At 35.9% G+C, this 25,658-nt stretch carries 19 protein-coding genes; 10 read left to right on the top strand and 9 right to left on the bottom strand.

Features of this window, described 5'->3' with window-relative positions; translation table 11 throughout:
* Nucleotides 1–2: 2 nt before the first annotated feature.
* Nucleotides 3–2,399: an alpha/beta hydrolase family protein gene (locus G6R40_RS04950; protein WP_165132358.1), complete on the top strand. Its 2,397-nt coding sequence runs from the start codon at nucleotides 3–5 to the stop codon at nucleotides 2,397–2,399.
* A gap of 64 nt (nucleotides 2,400–2,463) precedes the next feature.
* Here the strand turns inward: G6R40_RS04950 and mscL are convergent, their stop codons facing one another.
* The gene (mscL, locus tag G6R40_RS04945) at nucleotides 2,464–2,850 is read right to left on the bottom strand and encodes a large conductance mechanosensitive channel protein MscL (RefSeq protein ID WP_165132355.1); all 387 of its coding nucleotides are present in this window, start codon (nucleotides 2,848–2,850) and stop codon (nucleotides 2,464–2,466) included.
* 147 nt (nucleotides 2,851–2,997) lie between these two features.
* Here mscL and G6R40_RS04940 point away from each other — a divergent pair, with 147 nt between their 5' ends.
* The gene (locus tag G6R40_RS04940) at nucleotides 2,998–4,485 is read left to right on the top strand and encodes an NAD(P)H-hydrate dehydratase (protein WP_165132352.1); all 1,488 of its coding nucleotides are present in this window, start codon (nucleotides 2,998–3,000) and stop codon (nucleotides 4,483–4,485) included.
* Here G6R40_RS04940 and G6R40_RS04935 read toward each other — a convergent pair.
* Entirely contained in the window at nucleotides 4,466–4,909 is a 444-nt protein-coding gene (locus G6R40_RS04935; protein WP_165132349.1) for a DUF1648 domain-containing protein, read from the bottom strand. The genes G6R40_RS04940 and G6R40_RS04935 overlap by 20 nt on opposite strands.
* 100 nt (nucleotides 4,910–5,009) lie before the next feature.
* Between G6R40_RS04935 and G6R40_RS04930 the strand changes: the two genes are divergently transcribed.
* Nucleotides 5,010–7,559: a phosphoenolpyruvate carboxylase gene (locus G6R40_RS04930; RefSeq protein WP_165132346.1), complete on the top strand. Its 2,550-nt coding sequence runs from the start codon at nucleotides 5,010–5,012 to the stop codon at nucleotides 7,557–7,559.
* A 49-nt stretch (nucleotides 7,560–7,608) separates the two neighbouring features.
* On the opposite strand, the gene G6R40_RS04925 is transcribed toward G6R40_RS04930, so the two are convergent.
* On the bottom strand, nucleotides 7,609–9,204 hold the full coding sequence (locus G6R40_RS04925; RefSeq protein ID WP_228455920.1) for a S8/S53 family peptidase: 1,596 nt from the start codon (nucleotides 9,202–9,204) through the stop codon (nucleotides 7,609–7,611).
* Nucleotides 9,205–9,274: 70 nt separating this feature from the next.
* On the opposite strand from G6R40_RS04925, the gene G6R40_RS04920 reads away from it, so the two are divergent.
* Nucleotides 9,275–10,405 carry a DegT/DnrJ/EryC1/StrS family aminotransferase gene (locus tag G6R40_RS04920; protein WP_165132343.1) on the top strand — a complete coding sequence of 377 codons (1,131 nt, stop codon included), beginning with the start codon at nucleotides 9,275–9,277 and terminating at the stop codon, nucleotides 10,403–10,405.
* An 18-nt stretch (nucleotides 10,406–10,423) separates the two neighbouring features.
* Nucleotides 10,424–11,443 carry a UDP-glucose 4-epimerase GalE gene (galE, locus tag G6R40_RS04915; RefSeq protein WP_165132340.1) on the top strand — a complete coding sequence of 340 codons (1,020 nt, stop codon included), beginning with the start codon at nucleotides 10,424–10,426 and terminating at the stop codon, nucleotides 11,441–11,443.
* A gap of 35 nt (nucleotides 11,444–11,478) precedes the next feature.
* Here galE and G6R40_RS04910 read toward each other — a convergent pair whose 3' ends face one another.
* The 4 genes from G6R40_RS04910 to ahcY form a co-directional block, all read right to left on the bottom strand.
* Nucleotides 11,479–13,122, bottom strand: coding sequence for a peptide-N-glycosidase F-related protein (locus G6R40_RS04910; protein ID WP_165132337.1), 1,644 nt, complete (start codon nucleotides 13,120–13,122; stop codon nucleotides 11,479–11,481).
* Between the two features lie 94 nt (nucleotides 13,123–13,216).
* Entirely contained in the window at nucleotides 13,217–13,732 is a 516-nt protein-coding gene (idi, locus tag G6R40_RS04905; protein ID WP_165132334.1) for an isopentenyl-diphosphate Delta-isomerase, read from the bottom strand.
* 178 nt (nucleotides 13,733–13,910) lie between these two features.
* The gene (locus G6R40_RS04900; protein ID WP_165132331.1) at nucleotides 13,911–14,477 is read right to left on the bottom strand and encodes a TMEM175 family protein; all 567 of its coding nucleotides are present in this window, start codon (nucleotides 14,475–14,477) and stop codon (nucleotides 13,911–13,913) included.
* Between the two features lie 141 nt (nucleotides 14,478–14,618).
* Nucleotides 14,619–15,932, bottom strand: a complete 1,314-nt coding sequence (gene ahcY / locus G6R40_RS04895) for an adenosylhomocysteinase (RefSeq protein ID WP_165132328.1) — start codon at nucleotides 15,930–15,932, stop codon at nucleotides 14,619–14,621.
* 212 nt (nucleotides 15,933–16,144) lie between these two features.
* On the opposite strand from ahcY, the gene G6R40_RS04890 reads away from it, so the two are divergent.
* Nucleotides 16,145–16,543: an OsmC family protein gene (locus G6R40_RS04890; protein ID WP_165132325.1), complete on the top strand. Its 399-nt coding sequence runs from the start codon at nucleotides 16,145–16,147 to the stop codon at nucleotides 16,541–16,543.
* A gap of 7 nt (nucleotides 16,544–16,550) precedes the next feature.
* Nucleotides 16,551–16,832: a GNAT family N-acetyltransferase gene (locus G6R40_RS04885; protein WP_165132322.1), complete on the top strand. Its 282-nt coding sequence runs from the start codon at nucleotides 16,551–16,553 to the stop codon at nucleotides 16,830–16,832.
* Nucleotides 16,833–16,968: 136 nt separating this feature from the next.
* Here the strand turns inward: G6R40_RS04885 and uvrA are convergent, their stop codons facing one another.
* Nucleotides 16,969–19,758: an excinuclease ABC subunit UvrA gene (gene uvrA / locus G6R40_RS04880; RefSeq protein WP_165132319.1), complete on the bottom strand. Its 2,790-nt coding sequence runs from the start codon at nucleotides 19,756–19,758 to the stop codon at nucleotides 16,969–16,971.
* 394 nt (nucleotides 19,759–20,152) lie between these two features.
* On the opposite strand from uvrA, the gene G6R40_RS04875 reads away from it, so the two are divergent.
* From G6R40_RS04875 to G6R40_RS04865, 3 genes are all read left to right on the top strand, one after another.
* Entirely contained in the window at nucleotides 20,153–21,949 is a 1,797-nt protein-coding gene (locus G6R40_RS04875) for a TonB-dependent receptor plug domain-containing protein (protein ID WP_165132316.1), read from the top strand.
* A 65-nt stretch (nucleotides 21,950–22,014) separates the two neighbouring features.
* Entirely contained in the window at nucleotides 22,015–22,839 is an 825-nt protein-coding gene (locus G6R40_RS04870; protein ID WP_165132313.1) for a S1 RNA-binding domain-containing protein, read from the top strand.
* Nucleotides 22,840–22,851: 12 nt separating this feature from the next.
* A complete protein-coding gene (locus tag G6R40_RS04865; protein WP_165132310.1) occupies nucleotides 22,852–23,757 on the top strand; it encodes a TIGR01777 family oxidoreductase in 906 nt (301 codons plus the stop codon).
* A gap of 61 nt (nucleotides 23,758–23,818) precedes the next feature.
* Here G6R40_RS04865 and G6R40_RS04860 read toward each other — a convergent pair whose 3' ends face one another.
* On the bottom strand, nucleotides 23,819–25,579 hold the full coding sequence (locus G6R40_RS04860; protein WP_165132307.1) for an AMP-dependent synthetase/ligase: 1,761 nt from the start codon (nucleotides 25,577–25,579) through the stop codon (nucleotides 23,819–23,821).
* Nucleotides 25,580–25,658 lie beyond the last annotated feature (79 nt).

Raw genomic sequence — 25,658 nt, 5'->3', positions numbered from 1 at the left:
TTATGAAGAATAGAATTTCCATGTTGTTGTTGGTAGCTGCCAGTCTTGGTTTTGCACAAGAAAATGTCACTTATCAAAAACCGTCCGCAGAGATTTTGCAATTAGCAGATTATGATCGTCCACCATCTATTATGATGGATAGTAAAAGAGCCTTGGTGGTATTGAGTTACCGATCCACTTACAAAACTTTGGAAGATCTTAATCAGGACGAAATGAAGTTGGGAGGACTTAGGATAAACCCTGTGACTAATATCTCTAGTACGATGACCTATTCCAACAATTTGAAAATTAAAAAAGTTAAAGATAAATCAGAAACTCAAGTTAAAGGTCTCCCTGTCAATGCGAAAATCGCCTATCTGCAATTGTCGCCTGACGAAAAATCTTTAGCTTTCACCAATACGACGGCAAAAGGTGTCGAGCTTTGGGTTGTAGATTTGGCGTCAGCCACCGCGAAGAAGCTAACTTCTGATAACCTCAATGCCAATATGGGTTCGCCATATTCTTGGTTTAGAGATTCAAAAGCATTGTTGGTCAGTCAATTGCTAGACAATCGTCCAAGTCTTTTAGATGACAAAAAAAACTTGCCAACGGGACCGATTGTTTCCACAGCCGAAGGCAAAGTGTCACAAAACAGAACTTATCAGGATCTTCTTAAAAACCCACAAGACGAAAAGAATTTTGAAACATTAGTAACTTCAGAATTATATAAAGTTGATTTTAATAGAAATGCAACATTGTTCAAAAAAGCGGACATGTATGCCGGGCAAAGTTTCTCGCCAGATGGTAAATACATTAACATCACAACATTACAAAAACCATTTTCGTATATCGTGCCTTTGTCAAGATTTCCGATGACAAGTGTGGTGTATGATGAATCGGGTAACGAAGTTAAAAAAGTTAACACGATTCCATTAACGGAGATTATGCCAAAAGGTTTTTCCGCTACCCGTGAAGGCAAACGAAATATGGCTTGGCGTGCTGACAAACCTGCAAGTTTGTATTTTGTACAAGCTTTGGATGGTGGAGATCCTGCTAAGAAAGTGGATTTTCGTGATGAAGTTTATACCTGGGATGCACCCTTTAATTCTGAGCCAAAATCTCTGGTAAAACTAAAAGAACGTTTTGCTGGAATACAATGGGGCGATGACCAACATGCAACAGTTATGGATTCTTGGTACGATACCCGTAATTTGACAACACAATTTTTAAATCCTTCAACAGGAGAAACCAAACTTATTTCGAGTCGTAATTTTCAGGATATGTACAAAGATCCGGGAGAATTCCAAACCAGAAGAAATCAATTCGGGCGCGATGTGATTGATGTTGAAGCTGGCAAATCTTACCTTTTGGGAGAAGGTTTTACCAAGGAAGGACAATTTCCATTTATCGATTCATTTGATTGGAAAACTTTAAAAACGACAAGACTTTATACATCGAATGTTAAAGGGAAAAAAGAAGATTTAATTGATATTTTGGATATTAAGAAAAACGAAATTTTGGTTCGCGAGCAATCCAAAAACGAATATCCGAATTATTATATCAAAAATTTTAAATCCGGAAAATTAACACCTGTTACGCAATTTGTTAATCCTTTTGCCAGCATCAAAGATGTTTATAAAGAAGTGATCCATTATAAGAGAAATGATGGTGTTGACTTGACAGGAACGCTTTATCTACCGCTTGGTTATAACAAAAAAGATAAATTGCCATTGTTAATTTGGGCTTACCCTGAAGAGTTTAAAGATAAGGCGACAGCGGGGCAAAACACCAAAAATCCTAATGAGTTTACATTCCCAAGCTATGGGTCGTTCATCTATTGGGTGACCAAAGGTTATGCAGTTCTAGATGATGCGTCGTTCCCAATTATTGGTGAAGGTAAAACAGAACCGAACGATACTTTTGTTACACAATTGGTAGCAGATGGGAAAGCAGCCATCGATGCTGTGGACAAATTAGGTTATATCGATAGAAAAAGAGTAGCTGTGGGAGGACATTCTTACGGTGCCTTTATGACGGCTAATCTATTGACATATTCGGATCTATTTGCTTGTGGAATTGCGAGAAGTGGTGCTTATAACAGAACTTTAACGCCGTTCGGGTTCCAAACTGAGCAGCGCAATTATTGGGATGTTCCTAATGTTTATAACGAGATGTCTCCTTTTATGAACGCTAATAAAATGAAGACGCCAATGCTATTGGTGCATGGTGAAGCGGATAACAATCCGGGAACGTTCACCTTACAAACGGAGCGTTATTTTCAAGCACTTAAAAATCTAGGAGCACCTGTTAGAATGGTTCTTTTACCAAAAGAATCGCATGGGTATGTTGCCAAAGAAAATATTATGCATTTGCTTTGGGAACAAGATCAGTTCCTTGAAAAATGTTTGCAAAAAAAATAATAAAATTTAATAAACAAAAAACCATCGAAACTTCGATGGTTTTTTAGTTTTTTAGCAAAAAAGATTAATTTTTTTCTTTTAAAAGATCTCTGATTTGCGTTAAAAGTTCTTCCTGAGTTGGCCCTGCTGGAGCTTCTTCTGCAACTGGATCTGGCTTTTTCAGTTTGTTAATACCTTTAATCATTAAAAATAATGCAAAAGCTACAACCATGAAAGAAATTGCAGACGATAAAAAATTTCCATACTTAATCGCTGTACCGGGAACAACCAATTGAGAAAGATTTTCTGCATTAATCGCTTTCAAAGCTGGATTTAGGATGGCTGGTGTAATAATGTCTTCTACCAAAGACGTAACAATTTTACCAAATGCACCGCCGATAACTACACCGACAGCCAAGTCAATCACATTGCCTTTAACAGCAAATTCTTTGAATTCTTTAAAAAATCCCATAGTGTTTTGTTTAATATATTTACAAAAATAAAAAAAATATTAATGTTTCATTAACTTAATAATATCTTTTACAAAACACTTGTATTATTTTATAAATAAAATCATATTTGCAATTTGGTTTTTATTAAATTTGCAAAAAACTCATGGATGAAAATACTCAATGTTAATCAATTGCGTGAATGCGATCAATATACGATAAGGAATAAGCCTATTTTTTCAATTAATCTCATGGAGAAAGCAGCTAAGTCGAGCTGCGAATGGCTTATCAAAAATATTAATCCTAATGATGATTTCGTTATTTTTTGTGGTAATGGCAACAATGGTGGCGATGGATTGGCTTTAGCAAGACTCTTAGTTCAGAATAACAGAAAAGTTAAAGTTGTCGTCAATTATGGGAAGAAATTTTCAAAAGATGCGGTAACTAATTTACAGCGTATTCCAGAAACAATACCAATTATAGATGCTTGTGATTTTTCCACGACAGAGCTACGTAATTCAACAGTGCTGATCGATGCAATTTTTGGTATTGGACTTAATAAAAATATAGGGCAGCCTTGGGAAAATCTTATTAATGAAATTAATAAACTTCCTAATCGCATCATATCTTTAGACCTTCCATCGGGATTAAGCCCAGATGCTGATAAAAACAGTATTGTTTTCATTAAAGCTAATGATACTCTAAGTTTTCAATTTTATAAAAAAATATTTTTTCATCCCGAAACTGGAATTTTTTGTGGAAAAATTCATGTTTTAAATATAGACCTTAGTCCTAGTTTTATTGAAGATGTTGTCGTTGATGCGTATGTAGCGGATGAACTTGAAATCAAAAAAATATATAAATCCCGACCAGAATTTAGCCATAAAGGACATTTTGGAAAAGCCGTTTTGGTGGGAGGAACGTATGGGAAAACAGGTGCGATACTTTTGGCAGGACGTGTTGCTGCAAGGACTGGTGCTGGTTTAACCTTTATTAATGCGCCCGAATGTGCGTATTCTTCTTGCCTTATGCAAGTTCCAGAAGCAATGTTCGAATTTTCAGGAATCAAAGAAGTTGAACATATTAATTACATAGAAGACGGAGAATACGGCATTGGCCCAGGATTTGGGAAAAATGAAATTGCCCGTTCTGCATTAGAAAATTTTTTACGAAGTCATAGTCGTCCCGTTGTTTTAGATGCAGATGCTTTAGCGATTTTTTCAACGCATCTTAATCTTTTATCTTGGGTGCCAAAAGATTCTATTCTTACGCCACATCCTAAAGAATTTGAAAGGATTTTTGGGCTATCCGCGAGCTCTTTTGAACGCTTAGAACTGGCAAAAGAAATTGCTAAAAAATACCAACTGAACATCGTTCTTAAAGATCATCATACACAGATTATTTTACATACTGGAGAAGTTTATTACAACATCAGCGGTAATTCTGGACTTGCAAAAGGCGGAAGTGGTGACGTGTTGACAGGTATTATCACCTCGCTTTTGGCTCAAAAATATTCACCGAAGGAGGCTGCGATTTTTGGCGTGTGGATTCACGGGAAAGCCGCCGATTTAGCGCTCAAAAATCAAGCGAAAGAAAGTCTTTTAGCTTCCGATGTTATTGAAAGCGTCGGAAAAGTTTTTAACTATTTGTCAAAATAGCCAATAATAGACTAACAATAATAATAACGACTGTCCAGATCCAAACCGATTTGGATATTTTTGTTTGTTTTCCTTTAGCAACTTTATAAATGCTGGATTGGATTTCTAAAAATAAAATCAAAACAAAGGTGTTAATAGAAAGTATCACGATGTTTTCTTTGTCCGAAAACCAATTTTGTTTTAATAAAGAATCCGAAATTTTTAGTGATTTTAAATCAATAGCCTGCGTACTGAACAGCGAGAAAAACAAAAGTCCTAAAATGGGTAACAACCAATAAAATATTTTGCTGCTAAATCCGTCTGCATCACCATTTAGTCCAAAATGAATAGGAATACGTTTGGGTAAATTCTGGTAGGTTAATGCGCTAAAAAGTAAAAGTGCAAATAGTAGCAAACTATTTATTAAAATAAGGAGTAATAACATTTTTATAAGAAATTAGATAGCTTGTTTAAGTGTTTATTAAAACTAGCAATTTATAATTATTTTATTAAGAACGGCATTCTTTTATTATTAAATTTGTTATATGATGAATGATAAAAAATCCGAAGTTTTCCGTCAACTTGTTGAGAACAAATTCCAAATATACAATTCGTTGTTCATGAGTTTGCCTTATGATAAAATGACGAATATCGGCATGTTGTTACCTTTTTTATATGAAGAAAGTAAGGAAGGCTATGACAAAGCTTTGTCGCCAGAAACGATCATTAATTCATTTTTTAAAAATCATACCGATCTGCAATCTGAAGAACAAAAGATTGAACTGCTTTTCAAAATTGTGCAATATATTGAGCGACAAGTGGTGTTGTTTGATAGTATCGAAGATGCGGCTTTTCAGAAGTTGCATTCTCAGGCAGATAGCGGAACAATTCCGAATCTTTATGAACGTGCTGTGCAGGATCATCGTTTGCAAGAAGTTCGTAAAAAATTAAAAGATTTTTCTGTCAAGATAGTGTTCACGGCACATCCTACGCAGTTTTATCCCAATGCCGTGCAACGGATTATCCACGATTTGCGCGATGCGATCCAAAACGATTCGGTGACACAGATTGATGTTCTTTTGCAGCAATTGGGGAAAACGCCTTTTGTTAACAAAGAGCGTCCAACGCCTTTGGATGAGGCGATGAGTATTATTTACTATCTGCGCTATGTCTATTATAAAAGTATTGGTGACTTGTACAAAAATCTGAAAGAAACCTTCGAGACAGAGCATTTTCATCTTCATCCAGATATTATCAAACTCGGTTTTTGGCCAGGCGGAGATCGGGACGGCAATCCATTTGTGACTTCGGATGTCACTTTGGAAGTGGCGAATGAGCTGCGAAGTTCTATTTTGAAATGTTATTATGGACATCTCAAAAGCTTAAGAAGAAGACTTAGTTTTAGAGGCGTTTCTGATGTTTTAGAAAGTTTGAGCCATCAATTATATCAAGCGATTTTTCAAAAAGATTTTAAAATTTCTGAAACCGACATTATTTCTAAAATCAATGACGCAGAACATATTTTGGTGACCCAACATCAAGCGCTATTCCATGATTTGTTAGATGATTATCGCGATAGAGTAAAGATTTTTGGGACGCATTTTGCGACATTGGATATTCGACAAGATAGTCGTGTTCATCAAAAAATTGTCGATGTTATTTATCAAAATATATTTAAAACAGAAGATATTTCTAAAGTTTCAAATAACGATAAATTTAACCAAATTATTTCTTCAAATCAAATTATAAAACCAGAAAATTTCTCTGAAGAAATTGTAAAAGACAGCTTACAAAACATTCTGAACATTACCAAAATTCAGGAGCAAAATGGCGAACGCGGTCTGCATCGTTATATCATTTCGAATTCTGATGAGGTTAAAGACGTTATGAATGTCTATGCGATGATGAAAGCTTGCGGTTATCAAGATACGGACATCAAAATGGATATTGTACCACTTTTCGAAACGATGGATGGTCTCGATAATTCAGAATCTGTGATGCGAGAACTTTACGAAAATCCAATCTATGCAGAACATCTCCAGCGTCGCAAAAATGAACAATACATCATGCTCGGTTTTTCAGACGGAACCAAAGATGGTGGCTATCTCAAAGCAAATTGGGAAATCTACCGCGCCAAAGAAAATTTAACAAAAGTTGCTAAAGAATTTGGGGTAAAAGTAGTTTTCTTCGATGGGCGTGGCGGGCCACCAGCAAGAGGCGGTGGAAAAACGCATGACTTTTACGCATCACAAGGGAAAACAATTGCCAACAATCAAATTGAACTTACGATACAAGGGCAAACCATAACGAGTGTTTTTGGAAATAAAGATCAGGCCAAATATAATTTTGAACAATTGTTAAGCGCTGGAATTGAAAATGACGTTTTCGAAAATTCTAAGAAAGAACTTTCCAAAAGAGAACGGGATTTAATAAATGAATTGTCAACAATTAGCTTTGAGAAATACAGCCAGCTGAAATCTCATCCCATGTTTGTGCCTTATTTGCAGGAGATGAGTACTTTGGAATATTACGGAAAAACCAATATCGGAAGTCGCCCGAGCAAACGTGGCGCCGATGGTGAACTGAAATTCGAAGATTTACGTGCTATTCCTTTTGTGGGGTCTTGGTCGCAACTAAAACAAAATGTTCCTGGATTTTTTGGATTTGGGACCGCTTTGAAACAGTTGAAAGAAGAAGGTCGATTTGATGATGTTAAACTTTTGTATCAGCACTCAGACTTTTTCAAAACTTTGGTGCTCAACTCGATGATGTCGATGAATAAGACGTATTTTCCATTGACTTATTATATGCGAGAAAATCCAAAATTTGGTGTATTTTGGAATATTCTCTTTGATGAATTTAATCTTTCCAAAGATTTGATGTTGGAATTGACAGGGTTCAAAGTTTTGATGCAGGAAGAACCATTAAATAGAAAATCGGTTCTAATTCGTGAAAAAATTGTTTTGCCTTTGCTAAGTATTCAACAATATGCGTTGATGCAAATTCAGAAAAATCCGGATAACAAAGCACTTTACGAAAAATTAGTGATGCGTTCTTTATTTGGAAATATCAATGCGAGTCGCAATTCGGCTTAATTTTAAAATTAAATAATAAAAGCTGTCAAATTCTGACAGCTTTTTCTATTTAGTTTTTAATGAACTTTTCAACTTTCGTATTGTCATTTATTTTTAGATAATAAACTGCGTTTTCTAATGTAGAAACATCAATTTTCGAAGATTTTGAAGTTAAAATTAATCGACCGATATTATCATAAATTTGGATTGATTGTATTTTGTCACTTGATTTTACTTCAATAAAACCTTTGGCAGGGTTGGGATAGATGCTAAAGTTAGTTGTTTTAATATTCTCGGTTGCTAAAAATTGGTTATAAGTTTTTCCGAAATTAAGAATGCCATAACCTTCTTGATCTGTTGGCGTATTAGCCAGCGAAGCATTGCCACGAAGTTTATTTTGTACATCTACCAAATTGACACTTTTTGGAAGTGCTTGCAAAAGAGAAGCAACGCCACCTGCGGCCAACGGATTGGCTAGAGAGGTGCCACTAGCTTCTGTAACATCATTGTTAAGAACAGTTGCTGTAAAGAGCCCACGTGCGCAAGCATCAGGTTTTATAACGCCTGCGGAATTGGGGCCGTAAGAAGAAAATGTCGCCATACCACCAAATTGATCTGCAGCGCCAATCGAAAATACTTTAGCATTATCTGCTGGTGTGATGATGTAATGCCAGTCATTATTCCCCTCGTTGCCAGCAGCAAAATTGATGAATATACCTTTCTCGAAAGCGATTTGGGCACCACGAGCTATAAAAGTTGTCGTCCCATTCATATCCGCATAGGTGTAGTCATAGCGACTGTCATCGAAAATATAATATCCCAAAGAGGTTGTAATAAGATCTACACCTTTTCTGTCGGCTTCTTCCGCTGCTTCTATCCAATAAAGTTGTTCTTCTGGAATTTCGACATCGTCATTTTCTGAGACATAAAGATAAAAATTAGCATCTGGCGCAGAACCTACAAATTGATTCTGAATGTATCCGCCAATTGTCCCAAGGCAAATACTACCATGAGGATTTAGCGCGGTATTGTAGATGTCATTATTTTTAGAAACAAAGTTATAGCTTCCTTTTATTTGATTATTATCTCTTAATCTTTTGAAAGCACTTCCCGTGTTTACAGTAGGGAAGCCGGTGTCAATAACTGCAATGTCGATTCCTGTGCCGGTGTAACCTGCAATGTGTAATGGTTTCAGGTTGATTTGGTTTATTTGTGCAGTTGCTTCACCATAATTAAAATTGGTTTTGTTGGCACTCATATTTTTCCATTTGTTAGGTCGATCTGCTAAAGCTTTTTGACTGCCAGAAGGATTTCTTACAAAAGATTCCACATGCGAAACGTAAGGTTGAGATTGTAAAGTTTGGATCTGTGCAGGCGTTGCGTTAATGGCGACACCATTTAACCATTTGGAATAATCAGTTACTGTAAAACCTAAATTCTTGACATTCTGAATATAGCTTGCTTCAATTGGCGCATCTTGATCGTTAAGTGCAATCGATTTTTGAGTCCTACGATCCAAAGATTTCTGTGACAATTCTGAAAGTGGATTGGCATAGAAACTTGCTTTGTTGGGTTTATCCTTGAAAAAGACAAAAACCAATTCTGTCTGCTGTGCTTGCGCGAATATAAGTCCGCCAAACATCAAGGTTGTAAAGATTTTTTTCATAGATTTATGACTGCTTATTTTTTTATAAGAACTAAATTAAGCTTAAATTTACAAAATCAAAGTTTTCGTTATGAAAAAAATTCAAATGGTTGACCTTCAAAGTCAATATTATAAAATAAAAAATGAAGTGGACAACGCTGTTATCAATGTAATGAACTCCGCAGCGTTTATTAATGGACCAGAGGTCAAATTTTTCCAATCTGATTTAGAAAATTATCTTGATGTAAAACACGTCATTCCTTGTGCTAATGGTACAGATGCTCTACAAATTGCGTTGATGGCATTGGACCTTAAAGAAGGTGATGAGGTGATTACAGCGGATTTTACTTTTGCTGCAACAGTGGAAGTTATTCATTTATTAAAATTAAAATCAGTTTTGGTGGATGTAGATTATAACACATTTACTATTGATCCAGAACAAATTAAAAAAGCAATCACGCCCAAAACTAAAGCCATTATTCCGGTGCATTTATTTGGACAATGTGCAAATATGGAAGAAATTTTAAAAATTGCTAAAGAGCACAATCTTTATGTTATCGAAGATAATGCACAAGCAATTGGCGCAGATTATACATTCTCTGACGGATCTGTTAAAAAATCCGGAACAATGGGAACTATTGGTACAACATCATTTTTCCCTTCCAAGAATTTGGGCTGTTATGGTGACGGTGGTGCCATTTTCACCAACGATGACGAGCTTGCTCATCGCTTGAGAGGTATTGTGAATCATGGCATGTACGAGAGATATTATCATGACGAAGTTGGTGTTAACTCAAGATTAGACAGTATCCAAGCCGTTGTTTTGAGACAGAAACTTCCGTTGCTAAATAATTATAACGAAGCGCGCCAATGGGCAGCCAATTATTACAACGAAGCATTCGCTAATCATCCGCATATTTTGACGCCTCAAAAAGCTGAAAATTCGTCCCATGTTTTCCACCAATATACGTTGAGAATTACCAATGGAAAACGCAATGAACTTCAAAAATTCTTAGCTGAAAAAGACATTCCAGCGATGATATATTATCCTGTGGCGCTTAGAAAACAAAAAGCTTATTACCAAGAAAGTAATGATGCTGATTTTATTAATACCGATAAGCTTTTGGATCAGGTTATTTCTTTGCCAATGCATACCGAGTTGGATGAAGAACAACTGAAATATATTACAGAAGCGGTTTTGGAGTTTATGTCAGCAGAGTAAAAAAACTAATTATAATACATGGCAATACTAGTAACAGGAGGATTAGGCTATATCGGATCGCACACCGTTGTTGAATTACTGAACAATGGTTTTGAAGTGGTTATTGTAGATGATATGTCGAATTCGGAGAAGTTTATTTTAAATAATATCGAAGAAGTAGCGGGCAAAAAACCAATTTTTTATCCGTTCGATTTAAGAAGAAAAGAATTACTATCTCAGGTTTTTGAAGCACATAATATTGAAGGTTGTATTAATTTTGCAGCTTTTAAAGCGGTTGGCGAAAGTCAGGAAAAACCTTTGGAATATTACGAAAATAATTTGTTTTCTTTAATTAATATTCTTCAGGAATTTAAAAATAGAAATATCTCGAATTTCATTTTTAGTTCTTCTTGTACAGTGTATGGACAAGCGGACGAAATGCCAATTGATGAAAATACGCCACTCAAAATGCCCGAAAGTGTTTATGGGAAAACCAAACAAATGGGCGAGGAAATTCTAAAAGATTTTGCAATGGCTAATCATAAAAAAATTACGCTTTTAAGATACTTTAATCCTATTGGTGCGCATCCAACTGCAAAATTAGGCGAATTGCCAATTGGTGTTCCTAATAATTTGGTTCCCTATGTAACGCAGACTGCTGCAAAAATTAGAGAAAAACTAAGCATTTGGGGTAATGATTATCCTACGGAAGATGGTACCGCAGTGCGCGATTATATCTATGTTGTTGACTTAGCAAAAGCCCATGTGGCGGCCCTCAAAAAATTGCTTGCTTCATCGGAAGAAACACTTATTGATGTTTATAATCTAGGAACTGGCAAAGGTTCGTCGGTTTTGGAAGTTGTTAAAGCTTTTGAATCTGCGAATAATGTGGAAGTTCCTTATCAAGTATGTGATCGTAGAGCAGGCGATATTACAATTGCTTATGCTAATGCGGATAAAGCTGAAAAAGAACTCAATTGGAAAGCTGATACTTCGCTAGAAGAAGCGTTGAGAACGACTTGGAAATGGCAAAAATATTTGGAAACCAGAACCAATTAAAACAAAAAAAGCGATTCAATTTGAATCGCTTTTTTTTATTTCTTAATTAATTTTTGAGAGATTGTTTCGCCATTTTCTAAATGTATTAAAAGCATGTATATGCCTTTTGGTAAATTAGAAATATCGAATTTTTTCGAATGGTATTCAGCGAGTTTTTTTCCGTCCATAGTGTACAAAATAACTTGCGTTACTTTTTGAGGCGATTGTATTGTAATCTCTTTGTCACTTGGATTTGGGGAAATTTTAATTCTATTTTTTGAAACTTCCTCGGTGCCTAGTTTTATAGACTGCGAATAGATTGGGCCAATCCAAAGACTTTCTTTGTCGTTATTTAGACATTTGGATTTTACATAAGCCTCGTAATACCAATTAATAGTCAGATTATCGAGATGCAACGTAGGATTGCTTGTGTCGACATAGTTGTCAAGATTCGTATTAAATGCATTTTTTCTGGCATACAAAACTTGCCAAGACGTATCTGGGCTTTGGTCCCAATTCAAATCAAAACTTTGATTAATTTGATTTTCGATTCTGAAATTAGTTGGTCCTTCACAGATAACTTCACCATTTTTATTATTCTGAATATACATCGAAATCGGAAAATAACCTTCTCCACCTGCAAATACCGCACTAGGAACTGTTAATTTTATACTGTGCTGTCCCGCTGAGAGATTTCCTAAACTTATTTCGCGGTTCGGGATTGCATCGCCTGGACACCAATTGTTCCAAGACATCCAGTTACGCAAAGTTTTTTCAGTTGCTCCATAGATACCATTAGCTTGCGTGTTGAATTGTCGATAAGGTTCACAGGTTTTTCCTCCAGGTTTATATTGATACATCAAATTATCATTTAGATAAACATAATGCTCTCTTCTTACATATTCTTCACCATTGGTATTAGCACCGTGGTTGGATGAGATTAAATGTAAAACTGCATTCTCTACAGGTTGCTCCAAAGTGAAATTGATAATTCTGGTGGTGGTTCCAGGAACATCCGTTGCATTATAATTATTTAGATTTTGTCGATAAGACAATGGCAGGAAAAAGTTGGGCGACGTTGGCGCTGTTCCTGTAGAAACAAATTTTAAACTTCCTCGGAAAACGTCAGTTCTATCTGCACAACCTGCAACTTGTTGGTTGGCAGCCGCAGAATAACCATCGACACGGAACTCAATCCATGCATCATAATGTTGCATAAGATTGGCATTGTGTAGGATGTTTGCGAGATTATTCGCTGGGAAACTATACGGCACAGAAGTTGGCGTTTTGTTTTTGTTCATAAACGGCGTGATGAATCTTCCCAACTCAACACGTTTGACATCTGTTTGATCCCAAGTGTAAGCTGTACTTCCTTTGGGAACTAAAGCCAGATTGATACCTGCAATTCGGTCATAATTATCACAAGCCGCAAAAAGATCAACTTCAATAGAAAGATTACTTCCTAAACCACTAATTTCTTCACTTGTTAATTTTCTCGAAATAATGTCGCGCTCGTAAGCATGCAAGCGAATGGCCCCAGAAGGGATTTGCGAATAAGCTTCTGGCGGCAAACTTTCGCCTTCACCCAAATAATGATACATGCTGTAGAAAGGGACATCTTCAAAAACATTAATGTTTTGAGCAGATAGACTCAGTCCAATGCCAAATACAGTAATGCAAGAGAGTAATTTTTGCTTCATAAGATTTATTTATCACAAATGTAAATAAATAAACTTTATTATTGTAGTTTAATACCAAAAAGCGAATTATTTTGCTAAAAGAATAAAATTTGTGTTAAATATCCAAATGATTGCGATATTCTGCCCAGATGATTTTAAACCATTCGGTGTAATGTTCTGGAGAATCTTCGATTTCTTTTTCTAAATCAGCGATAGAAAGGTATTTTATCTCCGCAACTTCATCAGGATTTAATGTAAAATCACCATTATATTCACCAGTGAAAACATAATCCAACTCATGCTCCCAAAGACCTTGTCCAACATCGGCTTTGTAGATAAAAAAGAAACGTTCTGTAAGCGCTGTCTCAATACCCAATTCCTCTTGTAGGCGACGTTTTGCCGCATCTATATAAGATTCGTTTTCACGAGGATGACTGCAACAAGCATTGGTCCATTGCAATGGCGAATGGTATTTTCCCGCAGCGCGACGTTGTAACAACATTTCACCTTTATCATTAAATAAAAACACTGAAAAAGCCCTATGTAACAAAGCATTTTCATGCGCTTGCATTTTCTCCATCAATCCCAGAACCTCGTCTTGTGGATTTACTAAAACAACACGTTCTTCCATAGCGCAAAGCTAACTAAAATTTTCTGAATTTTTAGGAGCCAGGAACCTGCTCTCGCTACTCGCTGTCCCTATCCAAACTTCGCCCTTGCTTTTTGGACGAGCTCAGACAGACCGCTCGATCAGGGCTAGAGATTCTCCAAAGTTGAAATTTGATATTTTTAATTTTAAGAATAAGATTTTACTTTTCTTCCAAACGTTTATCTGGAACAATCCATAACAGAGCAACAATATAATAAAATCCAAGCGCAACATAAGGTTGATAAAAAGAAGCTGCAATCCCCAAAATGTATAACACGATGGAAACTTTTTCTTTGGTTTCGTTACCAATAGCTTTTACAAAATCCGAGTCTTTTCCTTCTTTTTTTGCAATAAAATAAGAGAGAATGCTATAAGATATCGCATTAAACATCAATATAATACCATAAAGAATGCTTGTATTTTTCTCGAAATTATGCTCGCCCATCCAGCCTGTAGATACAGGTGTTAAAGATAATGTGAACAAAAAAAATAAATTGGCCCACATAATATTACCATTGATTTTGTTGGTCTTATGCAAAAGATGATGGTGGTTATTCCAGTATATGCCGACATACAGAAAGCTAAGCACATAACTTATGAATTTTGGAGCCAAAGCTTTTATCCCTGACCAATCGGCAGTTTCAGGAATTTTTAACTCCAAAACCATAATCGTGATAATCACTGCAATAACGCCATCGCTAAAGGCTTCTAATCTTGATGTGGTCATGTTTTATTTTTTTACAAATCTAAATTTTAGTTTTTAAAAATTTTTAATTTAAGATTTTTTTTTAATTCAATATTTTAAAATATAAACAAAAAAACGCTCCTCAATTTTGAGAAGCGTTTTTATATAGATTAAGATGTAATCTTAGTATCTGTAATATTCTGGTTTGAAAGGTCCTTCAACTGGAATACCAATATAATCAGCTTGTGCAGGAGAAAGAGTTTCCAATTCAACACTTAATTTCTTCAAGTGAAGAGCTGCTACTTTTTCATCTAAATGTTTTGGCAACATATACACTTCGTTTTTGTAGTTTGCAGCGTTGTTCCACAATTCAATCTGAGCCAAAGTTTGGTTAGAGAAAGAGTTAGACATCACGAAAGATGGGTGACCAGTCGCACAACCTAAGTTTACTAAACGACCTTCAGCCAAGATGATGATTTCTTTGCCATCAACAGTATAAATGTCAACTTGTGGTTTAACTTCTGTTTTTGTAGCGCCATAGTTTGCATTTAACCAAGCCATATCGATTTCGTTATCGAAGTGACCGATGTTACAAACGATAGCTTTATCTTTCATTTTCTTGAAATGCTCACCTCTTACGATGTTGAAGTTACCAGTTGTAGTAATGATGATATCTGCGTTATCAACCACAGTATCTAATCTTTTTACTTCGTAACCGTCCATTGCAGCTTGTAATGCACAAATTGGGTCGATTTCTGTAACGGTAACAATAGAACCAGCTCCTCGGAAAGAGGCTGCAGTACCTTTACCCACGTCTCCATAACCACAAACAACCACTCTTTTACCAGCCAACATCACGTCAGTGGCTCTTCTTACCGCATCTACAGCAGATTCTTTACAACCGTATTTGTTATCGAATTTTGACTTAGTCACTGAATCGTTTACGTTGATTGCAGGCATCACCAAAGTTCCGTTTTTCATTCTTTCGTACAATCTGTGAACACCTGTCGTTGTTTCTTCAGAAAGTCCTTTAATATCTTTTGTAAATTCTGGATATCTATCAAAAACCATGTTCGTTAAATCTCCACCATCATCCAAAATCATGTTCAACGGTTTTCTGTCTTCACCAAAGAATAAAGTTTGCTCAATACACCAATCGAATTCCTCTTCATTAAGACCTTTCCAAGCATAAACTGGGATTCCAGCAGCAGCAATAGCCGCAGCAGCGTGATCTTGAGTTGAGAAAATGTTACAAGAAGACCAAGTAACTTCAGCGCCAAGAGCTACCAACGTTTCAATAAGAACAGCAGTTTGAATCGTCATGTGAAGACATCCAGCAATTCTAGCACCTTTAAGCGGTTGAGATGGTCCGTACTCTTCACGGATAGCCATTAATCCTGGCATTTCAGCTTCAGCTAGAGTAATTTCTTTTCTTCCCCATTCCGCCAAAGAAATATCTTTTACTTTGTAAGGAACATATTGTGTTGTTGTATCCATATTTTTGGGTATATTTTTAGTTATTAAAGTTTTGCAAAAATACAATTATTCTTTGAGTTATAGAAATATGATTTTTTGTGTGATTTTTTTGATTTCGACGGCTTTGCCAACGAAACTTTTATTAATATTTTCGACCACAGAAAGCTGATAATTATTATCTCACATCAATTTAACTTTTAAGAATTTGGTGTATTATTGTAAAAAGAAACAAAATGGATGTTAATGTATCAGCACATATTAGTAAAGAACTTTATTTAACAAAAATAAAAACCGAACGTCATGAATTTCTAGTCGATGAACCTATTGATAAAGGCGGAAAAGATGTGGCACCAAAACCAACAGAATTTTTGGCAGCTTCTCTAGCAAGTTGTACCGCAATCACGCTTAAAATGTACACCGAAAGAAAAGCTTGGGATGTTGGAGAAATTGTTGTGGATGTTACTTTGCTTGACGATGCAGACAAAAGTAAAAGCATTTTCAATAGAAGTATTCGGTTTTCGAAAACTGATATTCCCGAAGAACAAATGAAGCGTTTTCAACATATCGCAAATGCATGTCCTGTTCACAAAATTTTGGAAAACTCAGTTATTATTAATACAGAATTTAAATAAAAATGTAATGGAAATTAGACAACAAAACAACGAAAAAAACGGAATGTTCGAAGCTTTCATCGATGATCGCCATGCAGGTGAAATGACTTACACATGGGCAGGAACCGACAAATTTATTATCGATCATACGGGGGTAGAAGAATCCTACAATGGTATGGGTGTTGGGAAAAATCTACTTTTGGCAGTGGTAGACTACGCGAGAGCGAATCATATAAAAGTGATTCCACTTTGTCCTTTTGCAAAAGCAACTTTCAATAAAAATCCAAATTTACAAGATGTTTTAGCTTAAAATATTTTTAATAATTAACAATAAAAAAAAGCTGTCTCAAAAGGTAAACCAATGCTCTAAGAATCTTTTAAATGACAAAAGTTGTCAGATAGGAGTCAGAGAGATGGGGGACTTTTGAGACAGCCTCTTTTTATTTTTATTTTAGTTTTTCGGCAATATATTTTGCAGTTGCTGAATTTTTATTCTTTGCCAAATCTTCTGGTGTTCCTGTAAAAACAACATCTCCACCGTATTTTCCAGCATTTGGTCCAATGTCGATAATATAATCGGCACATTTGATAATGTCGGGTTGATGTTCAATGACAATCACCGAATGGCCCAATTCTATTAAAGCTTGTAGGGAAGTCATCAATTTGTTAATATCATGGAAATGCAAGCCTGTAGAAGGTTCGTCAAACACAAATAAAGTTTTGTCCGTGGTGACACCTTTTACTAAAAATGATGCCAGCTTTACACGTTGCGCCTCGCCACCAGAAAGGGTGGAAGAGGATTGCCCCAATTGCAAATAACCCAAACCAACTTCTTGTAAAGGTTTTAACTTTTGAACGATTTTATTTTCTTGCAAATCGGTGAAGAAAGCTAGAGCTTCGTCAACCGTCATTTTCAGGATATCCGAAATGTTTTTTTCGTCAACTTTAACCTCAAGGATTTCATTTTTAAAACGTGTGCCGTGGCAATGTTCACATTCTAACTCAATATCCGCCATAAACTGCATCGACACGGTGATGACCCCTTCGCCTTTGCATTCGTCACAACGACCGCCATCTACATTAAAAGAGAAATGTTTCGGTTTTAAACCTAATAATTTGGCAGATTTTTGTTTCGAAAACAAATCCCGAATATCGTCATAAGCTTTAAGATAGGTTACAGGATTGGATCGGGAGGATTTTCCAATAGGATTTTGGTCAATCAGTTCGATGTTTTTGATTAGTTTTTTCGGAAATTCGACACTGTCATAATCGGCTTTTTTGCCTCCCATCCCGAGTTGAATTTGTACGGCATTGGTTAATATTTCCTTCATCAAAGTGGATTTGCCACTTCCAGAAACGCCCGTAACAACGGTCAAAACTTCTAACGGAACATCAACATCAATATTTTTGAGATTGTTTTGTCGAGCACCTTTTATTTTAATAAATTCTTTAGGAATTCTTCGTTTTTTGGGAACTTCAATTCGGAGTTCATTATTAAGATATTTTGAGGTTAAGGTATTGGCTTTTTTCAAATCTTTATAATTTCCAGAAAATACCAATTCGCCACCCAAATATCCTGCTTCTGGACCAATATCAATAATGTAATCTGCGGTACGCATCACATCCTCATCATGTTCTACAACAATAACGGTGTTGCCCAAATCGCGCAAACTTTTTAAGACTTCAATAAGATTTTCGGTATCGCGAGAATGTAGTCCAATACTTGGTTCGTCCAAAATATATATTGATCCAACCAACGAACTTCCCAAGCTGGTAGCCAAATTTATCCTTTGACTTTCTCCGCCAGAAAGTGTGTTGGAGGTTCTGTTAAGTGTTAAATAGCCAAGGCCAACTTTCAGTAAAAAACCGATTCTTGATTTGATTTCATATAACAAGCGTTTTGCAACTTCAGCATCATAATCGGAAAGTTTAAAATTTTCGATTAATGGCAAAAGCTCATCCAAAGGCAATTCTATCAATGACTGAATATTATAGCCATCTATTTTTACCCAAGAAGTTTCCTCGCGCAATCGCAAACCTTCGCAGTTTGGACAGGTGGTTTTTCCACGGTAGCGCGACAACATCACGCGGTATTGGATTTTGTACAAATTTTCTTCCAGCATTTTGAAAAAATTATCAATGCTCGGAAAACTTGCGGACTTATCGCCACGCCACAAATATTGTTTTTGCTCCTTCGTTAATTCGTGATAAGGTTTATGAATAGGGAAATCTTTAGCTTTTTTAATGAAGGATTTTTTCCACTCGCTCATCGTTTCGCCTTTCCACGGTGCTATGCCATCTTCAAAAACGGAAAGTTTTTTGTTAGGAACTACCAAATCTTCATCGATACCGATAATCTTGCCGTAGCCTTCGCATGTTGGACAAGCGCCATAAGGATTATTAAAACTGAAATAATGAACATTCGGCTCGTTAAAAACAATGCCGTCTAACTCAAATTTATTAGAAAATTCGCGGATGTCATTGGTATCACTATTTTTTAAGCTACAATAACCGTGACCTTCATAGAAAGCCATCTGGATCGAGTCTGCCAAACGTTGCAAAAAGTTTTCGTCCTCTTCATAACTGAACCGGTCGATGACCAAATTGATTTGGGTACCTATTTCTGGTGCAAAGCCAAAGCTTTCTAAATCCTCTATACTTGCTACGTTACCACCAATTTCCAATCTTGTAAAGCCAGAAACTTTCAGGGTTTTAAGTTGCTCAGAAAAATCTTCTACTTTATAATCTAAAGGTGCTAATAAAATAAAACTGCTGTCTTTTTTCGCAGATTTTATAAAATCGATAACATCCGAAACGCTGTCTTTTTTGACTTCTTCTCCAGAAATAGGTGAAAAAGTATGACCCACCCGCGCATACAAAAGTTTAAGATAATCATAAATTTCTGTTGATGTCCCAACGGTTGATCGGGGATTTGACGAGATAACTTTTTGCTGAATGGCGATAGATGGCGCAAGACCTTTGATATCGTCAACTTTCGGTTTTTCTAATTTTCCTAAAAACTGACGTGCATACGAGCTCAAACTTTCAACATAACGACGTTGCCCTTCCGCATAGATCGTGTCGAAAGCTAGCGAAGATTTTCCACTTCCCGAAACGCCTGTTATCACAATGAGTTTGTTTTTTGGTATTAAAACATCAATGTGTTTCAGGTTGTTAAGATGTGCGTTTTTAACAAAAAGTTGTTTTTTTATATCGATTTCTGCAGTTGTAGCCATATCAAATTTAAGACCCACAAAATTACGAAAAATTGCGTTTTTTTCAGCTAGTTATTTTGTTAATGTTTATTTAGAAATCGTTTGGAAATTTTTGTCTTAAATTTTAGACAGATTCTTAAAGGAGAAGAGCAGTGAAATAAATTACTGCTCAAATGATAGCTTAAAAAATAACAATTTTTTATGAATAAAATTGTTTCGTTTTTCTATCAATATATTAATAAAGGATGATGTTGATTGATTATATTTTTTTGTTTTTAAATATTTGATTAGTATTTTTTATTTCTAAAATATTTATTTAAAGTAAAAAATTAACTTAATCTTAAAATAGGTTGTTTTTTGTTGTTGATTTTTTTATTAATTGCATAGCTTTGCCCCCGTAAAATTGTAAAAAACTATGAAAAAGCTTTTGTTATCAGGTTTTGCGTTGTCTTGTGCATTTTTTTCGGCACAACAGCAAGACATAGAAGAAGTTGTGGTAAAAGGAAAGTTTTTTTCAACCCCAATTACTAAAGTTCCGGAAAATATTACGATAATTTCTAAAAAACAAATTCAAGAATCACCAGCACGAAGCGTTGCTGATTTGCTACAATATTTCACTGGGATGGATTTGCGTCGCCGTGGGATGAATGATGTACAAACAGATCTTAGTATTCGCGGTAGCTCTTTCGAGCAGGTTTTGGTTCTGATAAATGGTATCAAAATGAATGATGCACAAACGGGACATAACACGTTTAACCTTCCTTTTGATATGGCGAGTATCGATCGCGTTGAGATTATAAAAGGCCCTGCTGCTAGACGTTTTGGACAGAATGCTTACGGAGGTGTTATTAATATTATTACCAATGTTGGTAAAGACAATGTTTATCAAATTAATGCTGCAGGTGGGGATTTCAAAACTTGGTCTCTTGGTGCTTCTGCCGATTTTGGAAACGAAAATTTCGGAAATTTTATTCAAGTTGGTAAAGCAGAATCTGCCGGTTACCGTTTTAACACAGACTCGGATGTACAAAATATTTGGTATCAAAATCAGTTCAAAATTAAAGATGCCAACTTCAAAATGCAAGCAGGTTTTACTGAGAAAAAATTTGGTGCAAATGGATTTTATTCGTCACCATTAGCCAAAGATCAATACGAAGAGACACAAACGTCCTTGGTGAGTGCGTCTTACGATCAGTCTTTTGGAAATTTTGGAGTCAACGCCAATGTGTATTGGAGAAGAGGACAAGATATGTATTTGTTTAACCGTGTTAAGCCCGAAATCTATCGTAATATGCATATTGGTAACAATATTGGCGGTGAGTTGAATACGTCCTTTGTGTCAAGTTTGGGTAAATCTGGTTTGGGAGTCGATTTCCGTAACGAAGCGCTTCGTAGTAATAATCTTGGCGAAAGAGAGCGTTTTATCACGCAAGTTTTCTTTGAGCATCAGATTAGTTTGCTAGATCAAAAACTTAACATTATCCCAGGTGTAAGTTGGGCGAATTATCCAGGGACTGGCAACTTTTTTTATCCAGGTTTAGATGTTGGATATAATCTTGATGACCACAGCAAAATCTACGGGAATCTTGCTAAAACCAATCGAATCCCTACTTATACAGATCTTTATTATGTTAGTAAAACCGAAACTGGAAATCCTAACTTAAAACCAGAAAATGCATGGAATTATGAAATTGGCTATCAATATCAACGCGCAAATTCTCTATTGAAAGTAAGTGGTTTCGGTAGAAATACGGATAACGCCATTGACTGGACAAAAGATTCTTTGGCTGCCATCTGGCGTGCCGAAAATATTAGCAATATAAAAACACTTGGTTTTGAAACCGAAATTGCTCAAAAATTTAATTGGATAGTTAACAGTCTGTCAGTAGGTTATACTTATCTGGATAACAAAATTAATCGTGAAGATCAAGCGTTTTCGAAATACGTTTTAGATAATCTTCGTCATCAATTCAATGCAAAGTTGCATGCAAAATATTGGCGATTCGGGACAGAAGTTGTCTATCGTTACAATGAGAGAATCGCTTTGGGAAGTTATAATCTTCTTGATGCGAAGTTAAACTATCAGACTGATAAGCTTAATATTTATCTTTTAGTCAACAATATTACAAATGCTGAATATACCGAAACGAGTCTTGTGCCAATGCCAGGCCGTTGGTTTATGCTAGGATTTACGTTTAAAAACAAGTTTTAGAAACACAACATCCGTCTATAAGGCGGATGTTTTTATTTTGCTTAATTTTGTAACAAATATTTACAATGCAAGTAGGAAAATTCCAGACGCTAAAGGTTTCAGAAGTTAATAACTCAGGTTACATTTTGATAGATGAATTAGGTGAGAAAGCCTTTTTATCTAAGATTCTAGTTAACTCGACTTTAGAAGTTGATCAAGATGTTGACGTCTTTGTGTATCAAGATGATGACAAATTAAAAGCGACAACCGAAACACCTTTATGTGAAGTGGACGAATTTGCGGTGATGAGTTGCGTACAAAGTCTTCCTAGCGGCGCTTTTATGGATTGGGGAATTATTAAAGATCTTTTTGTGCCTTACAAACAACAAAAAGGGAAAATCCAAGAAGCGAAACGCTACATTGTTTATGTTTATATTGATGAGTTTTCTGGAAGAATCACAGGAACGACCAAGTTTAAAAGAAATCCACAATACACCGATCTTCCTTTCCAAAAAGGAGATAAAGTAGATCTTTTGATGGTGGGCGAATCCGAACTGGGCTGGAATGTTATTGTCAACAAAAAATACATCGGACTGATCTATGCTTCCGATGTTTACAAAAAGCTTTATCCACTTTCCACGGAAGGCGGTTATATCAAAGCAATACGCGAAGATGGTAAGATAGACGTGTCACTTCAACCAGAAGGTTTTGAAAATATTGATGAGTACAAACAAATTATTTTGGACAAACTGAATGACAATTACGGATTAATTTATCTATCGGATAAATCTTCGCCAGAAGACATAAAATCCGAATTGCAAATGAGTAAAAAGAACTTCAAAAAAGCGATTGGCGGTCTTTATAAAGATAAAAAAATTGAAATCGAAGACGATAAAATCCGTTTGCTTTAAGATTTAATAAAAATGAAAATTCTAATAACTGGCGCTACAGGACTTATCGGAAGAGCTTTGTGCGAACGATTAACTGCGGAGAATCATGAGGTTTCTGTTTTGGTTCGCGATGATAACGAAAAAGAAAAAAACCCTTACCAAGCTTTCCTTTGGGATTACGAAAAAAAATATCTTGAAGAATCTGCTTTGGACGGCGTGGAAGCCATTGTCCATCTCGCAGGAAGTCCCATTGCGGTCCGCTGGACGAAGAAATTTAAAAATTTGATTTTGGAAAGTCGCGTTAATGCCGCCGATTTTCTTTTAACCGAATTAAAAAAACGTCAGCAACAACTTCAGGTTTTTGTCTCGGCTTCAGCCATTGGCTATTATGGTGCAGTAACTTCGGATAAAATTTTCACTGAAAACGATTCGCCAGCACAAGATTTTTTAGGAAAAGTTTGTCAGGCTTGGGAGGCCAAAGCTGATGAGTTTAAAACGGTGTCAAATAGAGTGGTCGTTTTGCGAACATCGGGTGTGTTGTCAAATAATGGCGGATTGTTGCAGGAATTAAAAGAACCGATAGAAAAAAATGTTGGCTCTGCACTTGGTTCTGGAAAACAATGGATGCCGTGGATACATATCGATGATATGGTGGCTATGTATCAAAAAGCTTTGGGGGATACGGCGATGGAAGGAGCTTACAATGCTGCAACGCCAGAATTTGTAAACAATAAAGGATTTGTAAAGACGATTGCCAAAATTTTGGAAAAGAAAATTGTCTTTCCAAAAGTCCCCGCTGTTATGTTAAAATTAATGTTCGGAGAAATGTCAAATTTAATTCTAAAAGGCAGTCGCGTCTCGGTTGATAAAATTGAAAAACAAGGTTTTAAATTCAAGTACCCAAATCTAGATTCTGCTTTGAAAAATCTTTTGAAATAAGTTTTTGATTTTGAACTTTTAAAATAAAAAAGAGCTTCCAAAATGAAGCTCTTTTTGTTTGTTATCTATCGTAAAGTTTGTTGTAAAGTTTGATAAAATGTTCTTTTATCGTTTTTCGTTTTAGCTTCAACGTTGGCGTTAACATGCCGTTGTCTTCGGTCCAAATCTCGGGTGTTAGTTCTATTTTTTTGATTTGTTCCCAGTTGCCAAGATTTTTGTTGAGGTTAATTATTTCTTTTTCGATGGCAGCTTTTAGTACTGGATTTTTTGCAATTTCCGCAGGTGTTGTTCCGATGTTGATGTTGGTTTCTTTGGCCCATTGTTTAGCATATTCGAAATCGGGTTGCACCAAAGCAGTCGGCATTTTTTCGCCTTCACCAACCACCATAATTTGTTCTATAAACAGAGAGGCTTTGGCAAGATTTTCAATAACTTGAGGCGCAACATATTTTCCTCCCGACGTTTTGAACATTTCCTTCTTTCTATCGGTGATAAATAAGAAACCATCTTTGTCAATAATACCAATGTCGCCTGTTTTAAAATAAGCTTCAGCATCAAAAGCTTGTGCGCTTAATTCTGGATTTTTGTAATAACCTTGCGTAACCGTTGGACCTTTTACACAGATTTCGCCATCTTCTGCAATTTTAACATCGACATTGAAAAGTGGTTTTCCAATAGATCCGATTTTCATAAATTCAAAGCTGTTAACAGAAATCACTGGCGATGTTTCGGTTAAGCCATAGCCTTCCTGGATGGGGATTCTCGCTGCTTGGAACATGATGTTCAATCTTTTTGAAAGTGGAGCAGAGCCAGATACCAAAGTTAGAATATTGCCACCAATACCAGCACGCCATTTTGAGAACACCAATTTGTCGGCGATATGGTGCCAAAAAGTTTTCGGCGTTCCTAGTTTGTAATTTTCAGCAATTTTTAAAGACCATAAGAAAATTCTTTTTTTGATGCCGCCAGCTTCGGTTCCTTTTTTGTAAATAGAATCATAAACTTTCTCAATAACCCGCGGCACAACGGTCATATAATGTGGTTTCACCTCTTGAAGATTTTCACTAAGTTTATCGGTGCTTTCGGCAAAATAGATTGCAAAACCATTGTAGGTGAAAAGGTAGAAAATCATTCTTTCAAAAACGTGACACATCGGCAAAAAGCTCAGCGCACGGCTGTCATCACCTTCTCGACGCGGAATTCTATCTTCGCAGCCAATCATATCTTGTACGATATTGTTGTGTGTCAGCATAACGCCTTTCGGTGTTCCTGTCGTGCCAGAAGTGTAAATGATTGACACCAAATCTTCGGGGTAAATTTCTTTTTTAATTTGCTCTAAATCTGCTTGTGAGCTTTCATCTTTTCCTAAGTCTAAAATCTCGTTCCAGCTTTTAGCGTTTTTAACTTTGTCAAAAGTATAGATGTCTTTTAATAATGGAAGATCTTTACGTATTTCATCAATTTTGTTGTAAAGTTTTTCATCGGAAACGAAACAATAAAAACAATCCGAATCTCCCAGATTATACACACAATCTGCTTGAGAAATAGAAGGGTAGATAGGAACTGTGATAATTCCTAATTGCAAGGCCGCTTGGTCGATAACACACCATTCGGTTCTGTTGGTTGAGGTTATTAAGCTTATTTTATCGCCCTTTTTTAGTCCCAATTTTATTAGTCCACGCGAGAATTGGTCGCTTTTTGCTATGAATTCTGCGGTGCTGTAATGTCGCCAACTGCCATCAATTTTGTCATTGATGTAATCGGGTTTGGCGTATTTTTTTAATGTTATATAGGGTATGTCGAAAATTCGAGTTAATGTCATGTTGTTTGTAACAAAGGTTGGATGCAAATATAAGGATTATCAATTTTTTCAAAAAAATAAAGAGGCTGTTTCAAAAGTA

This window comes from Chryseobacterium sp. POL2 (genome assembly GCF_011058315.1).
Lineage (GTDB): Bacteria > Bacteroidota > Bacteroidia > Flavobacteriales > Weeksellaceae > Soonwooa.
Note: the sequence above shows the minus strand (reverse complement) of the source record. Positions and strands in the feature narration are given on the sequence as shown.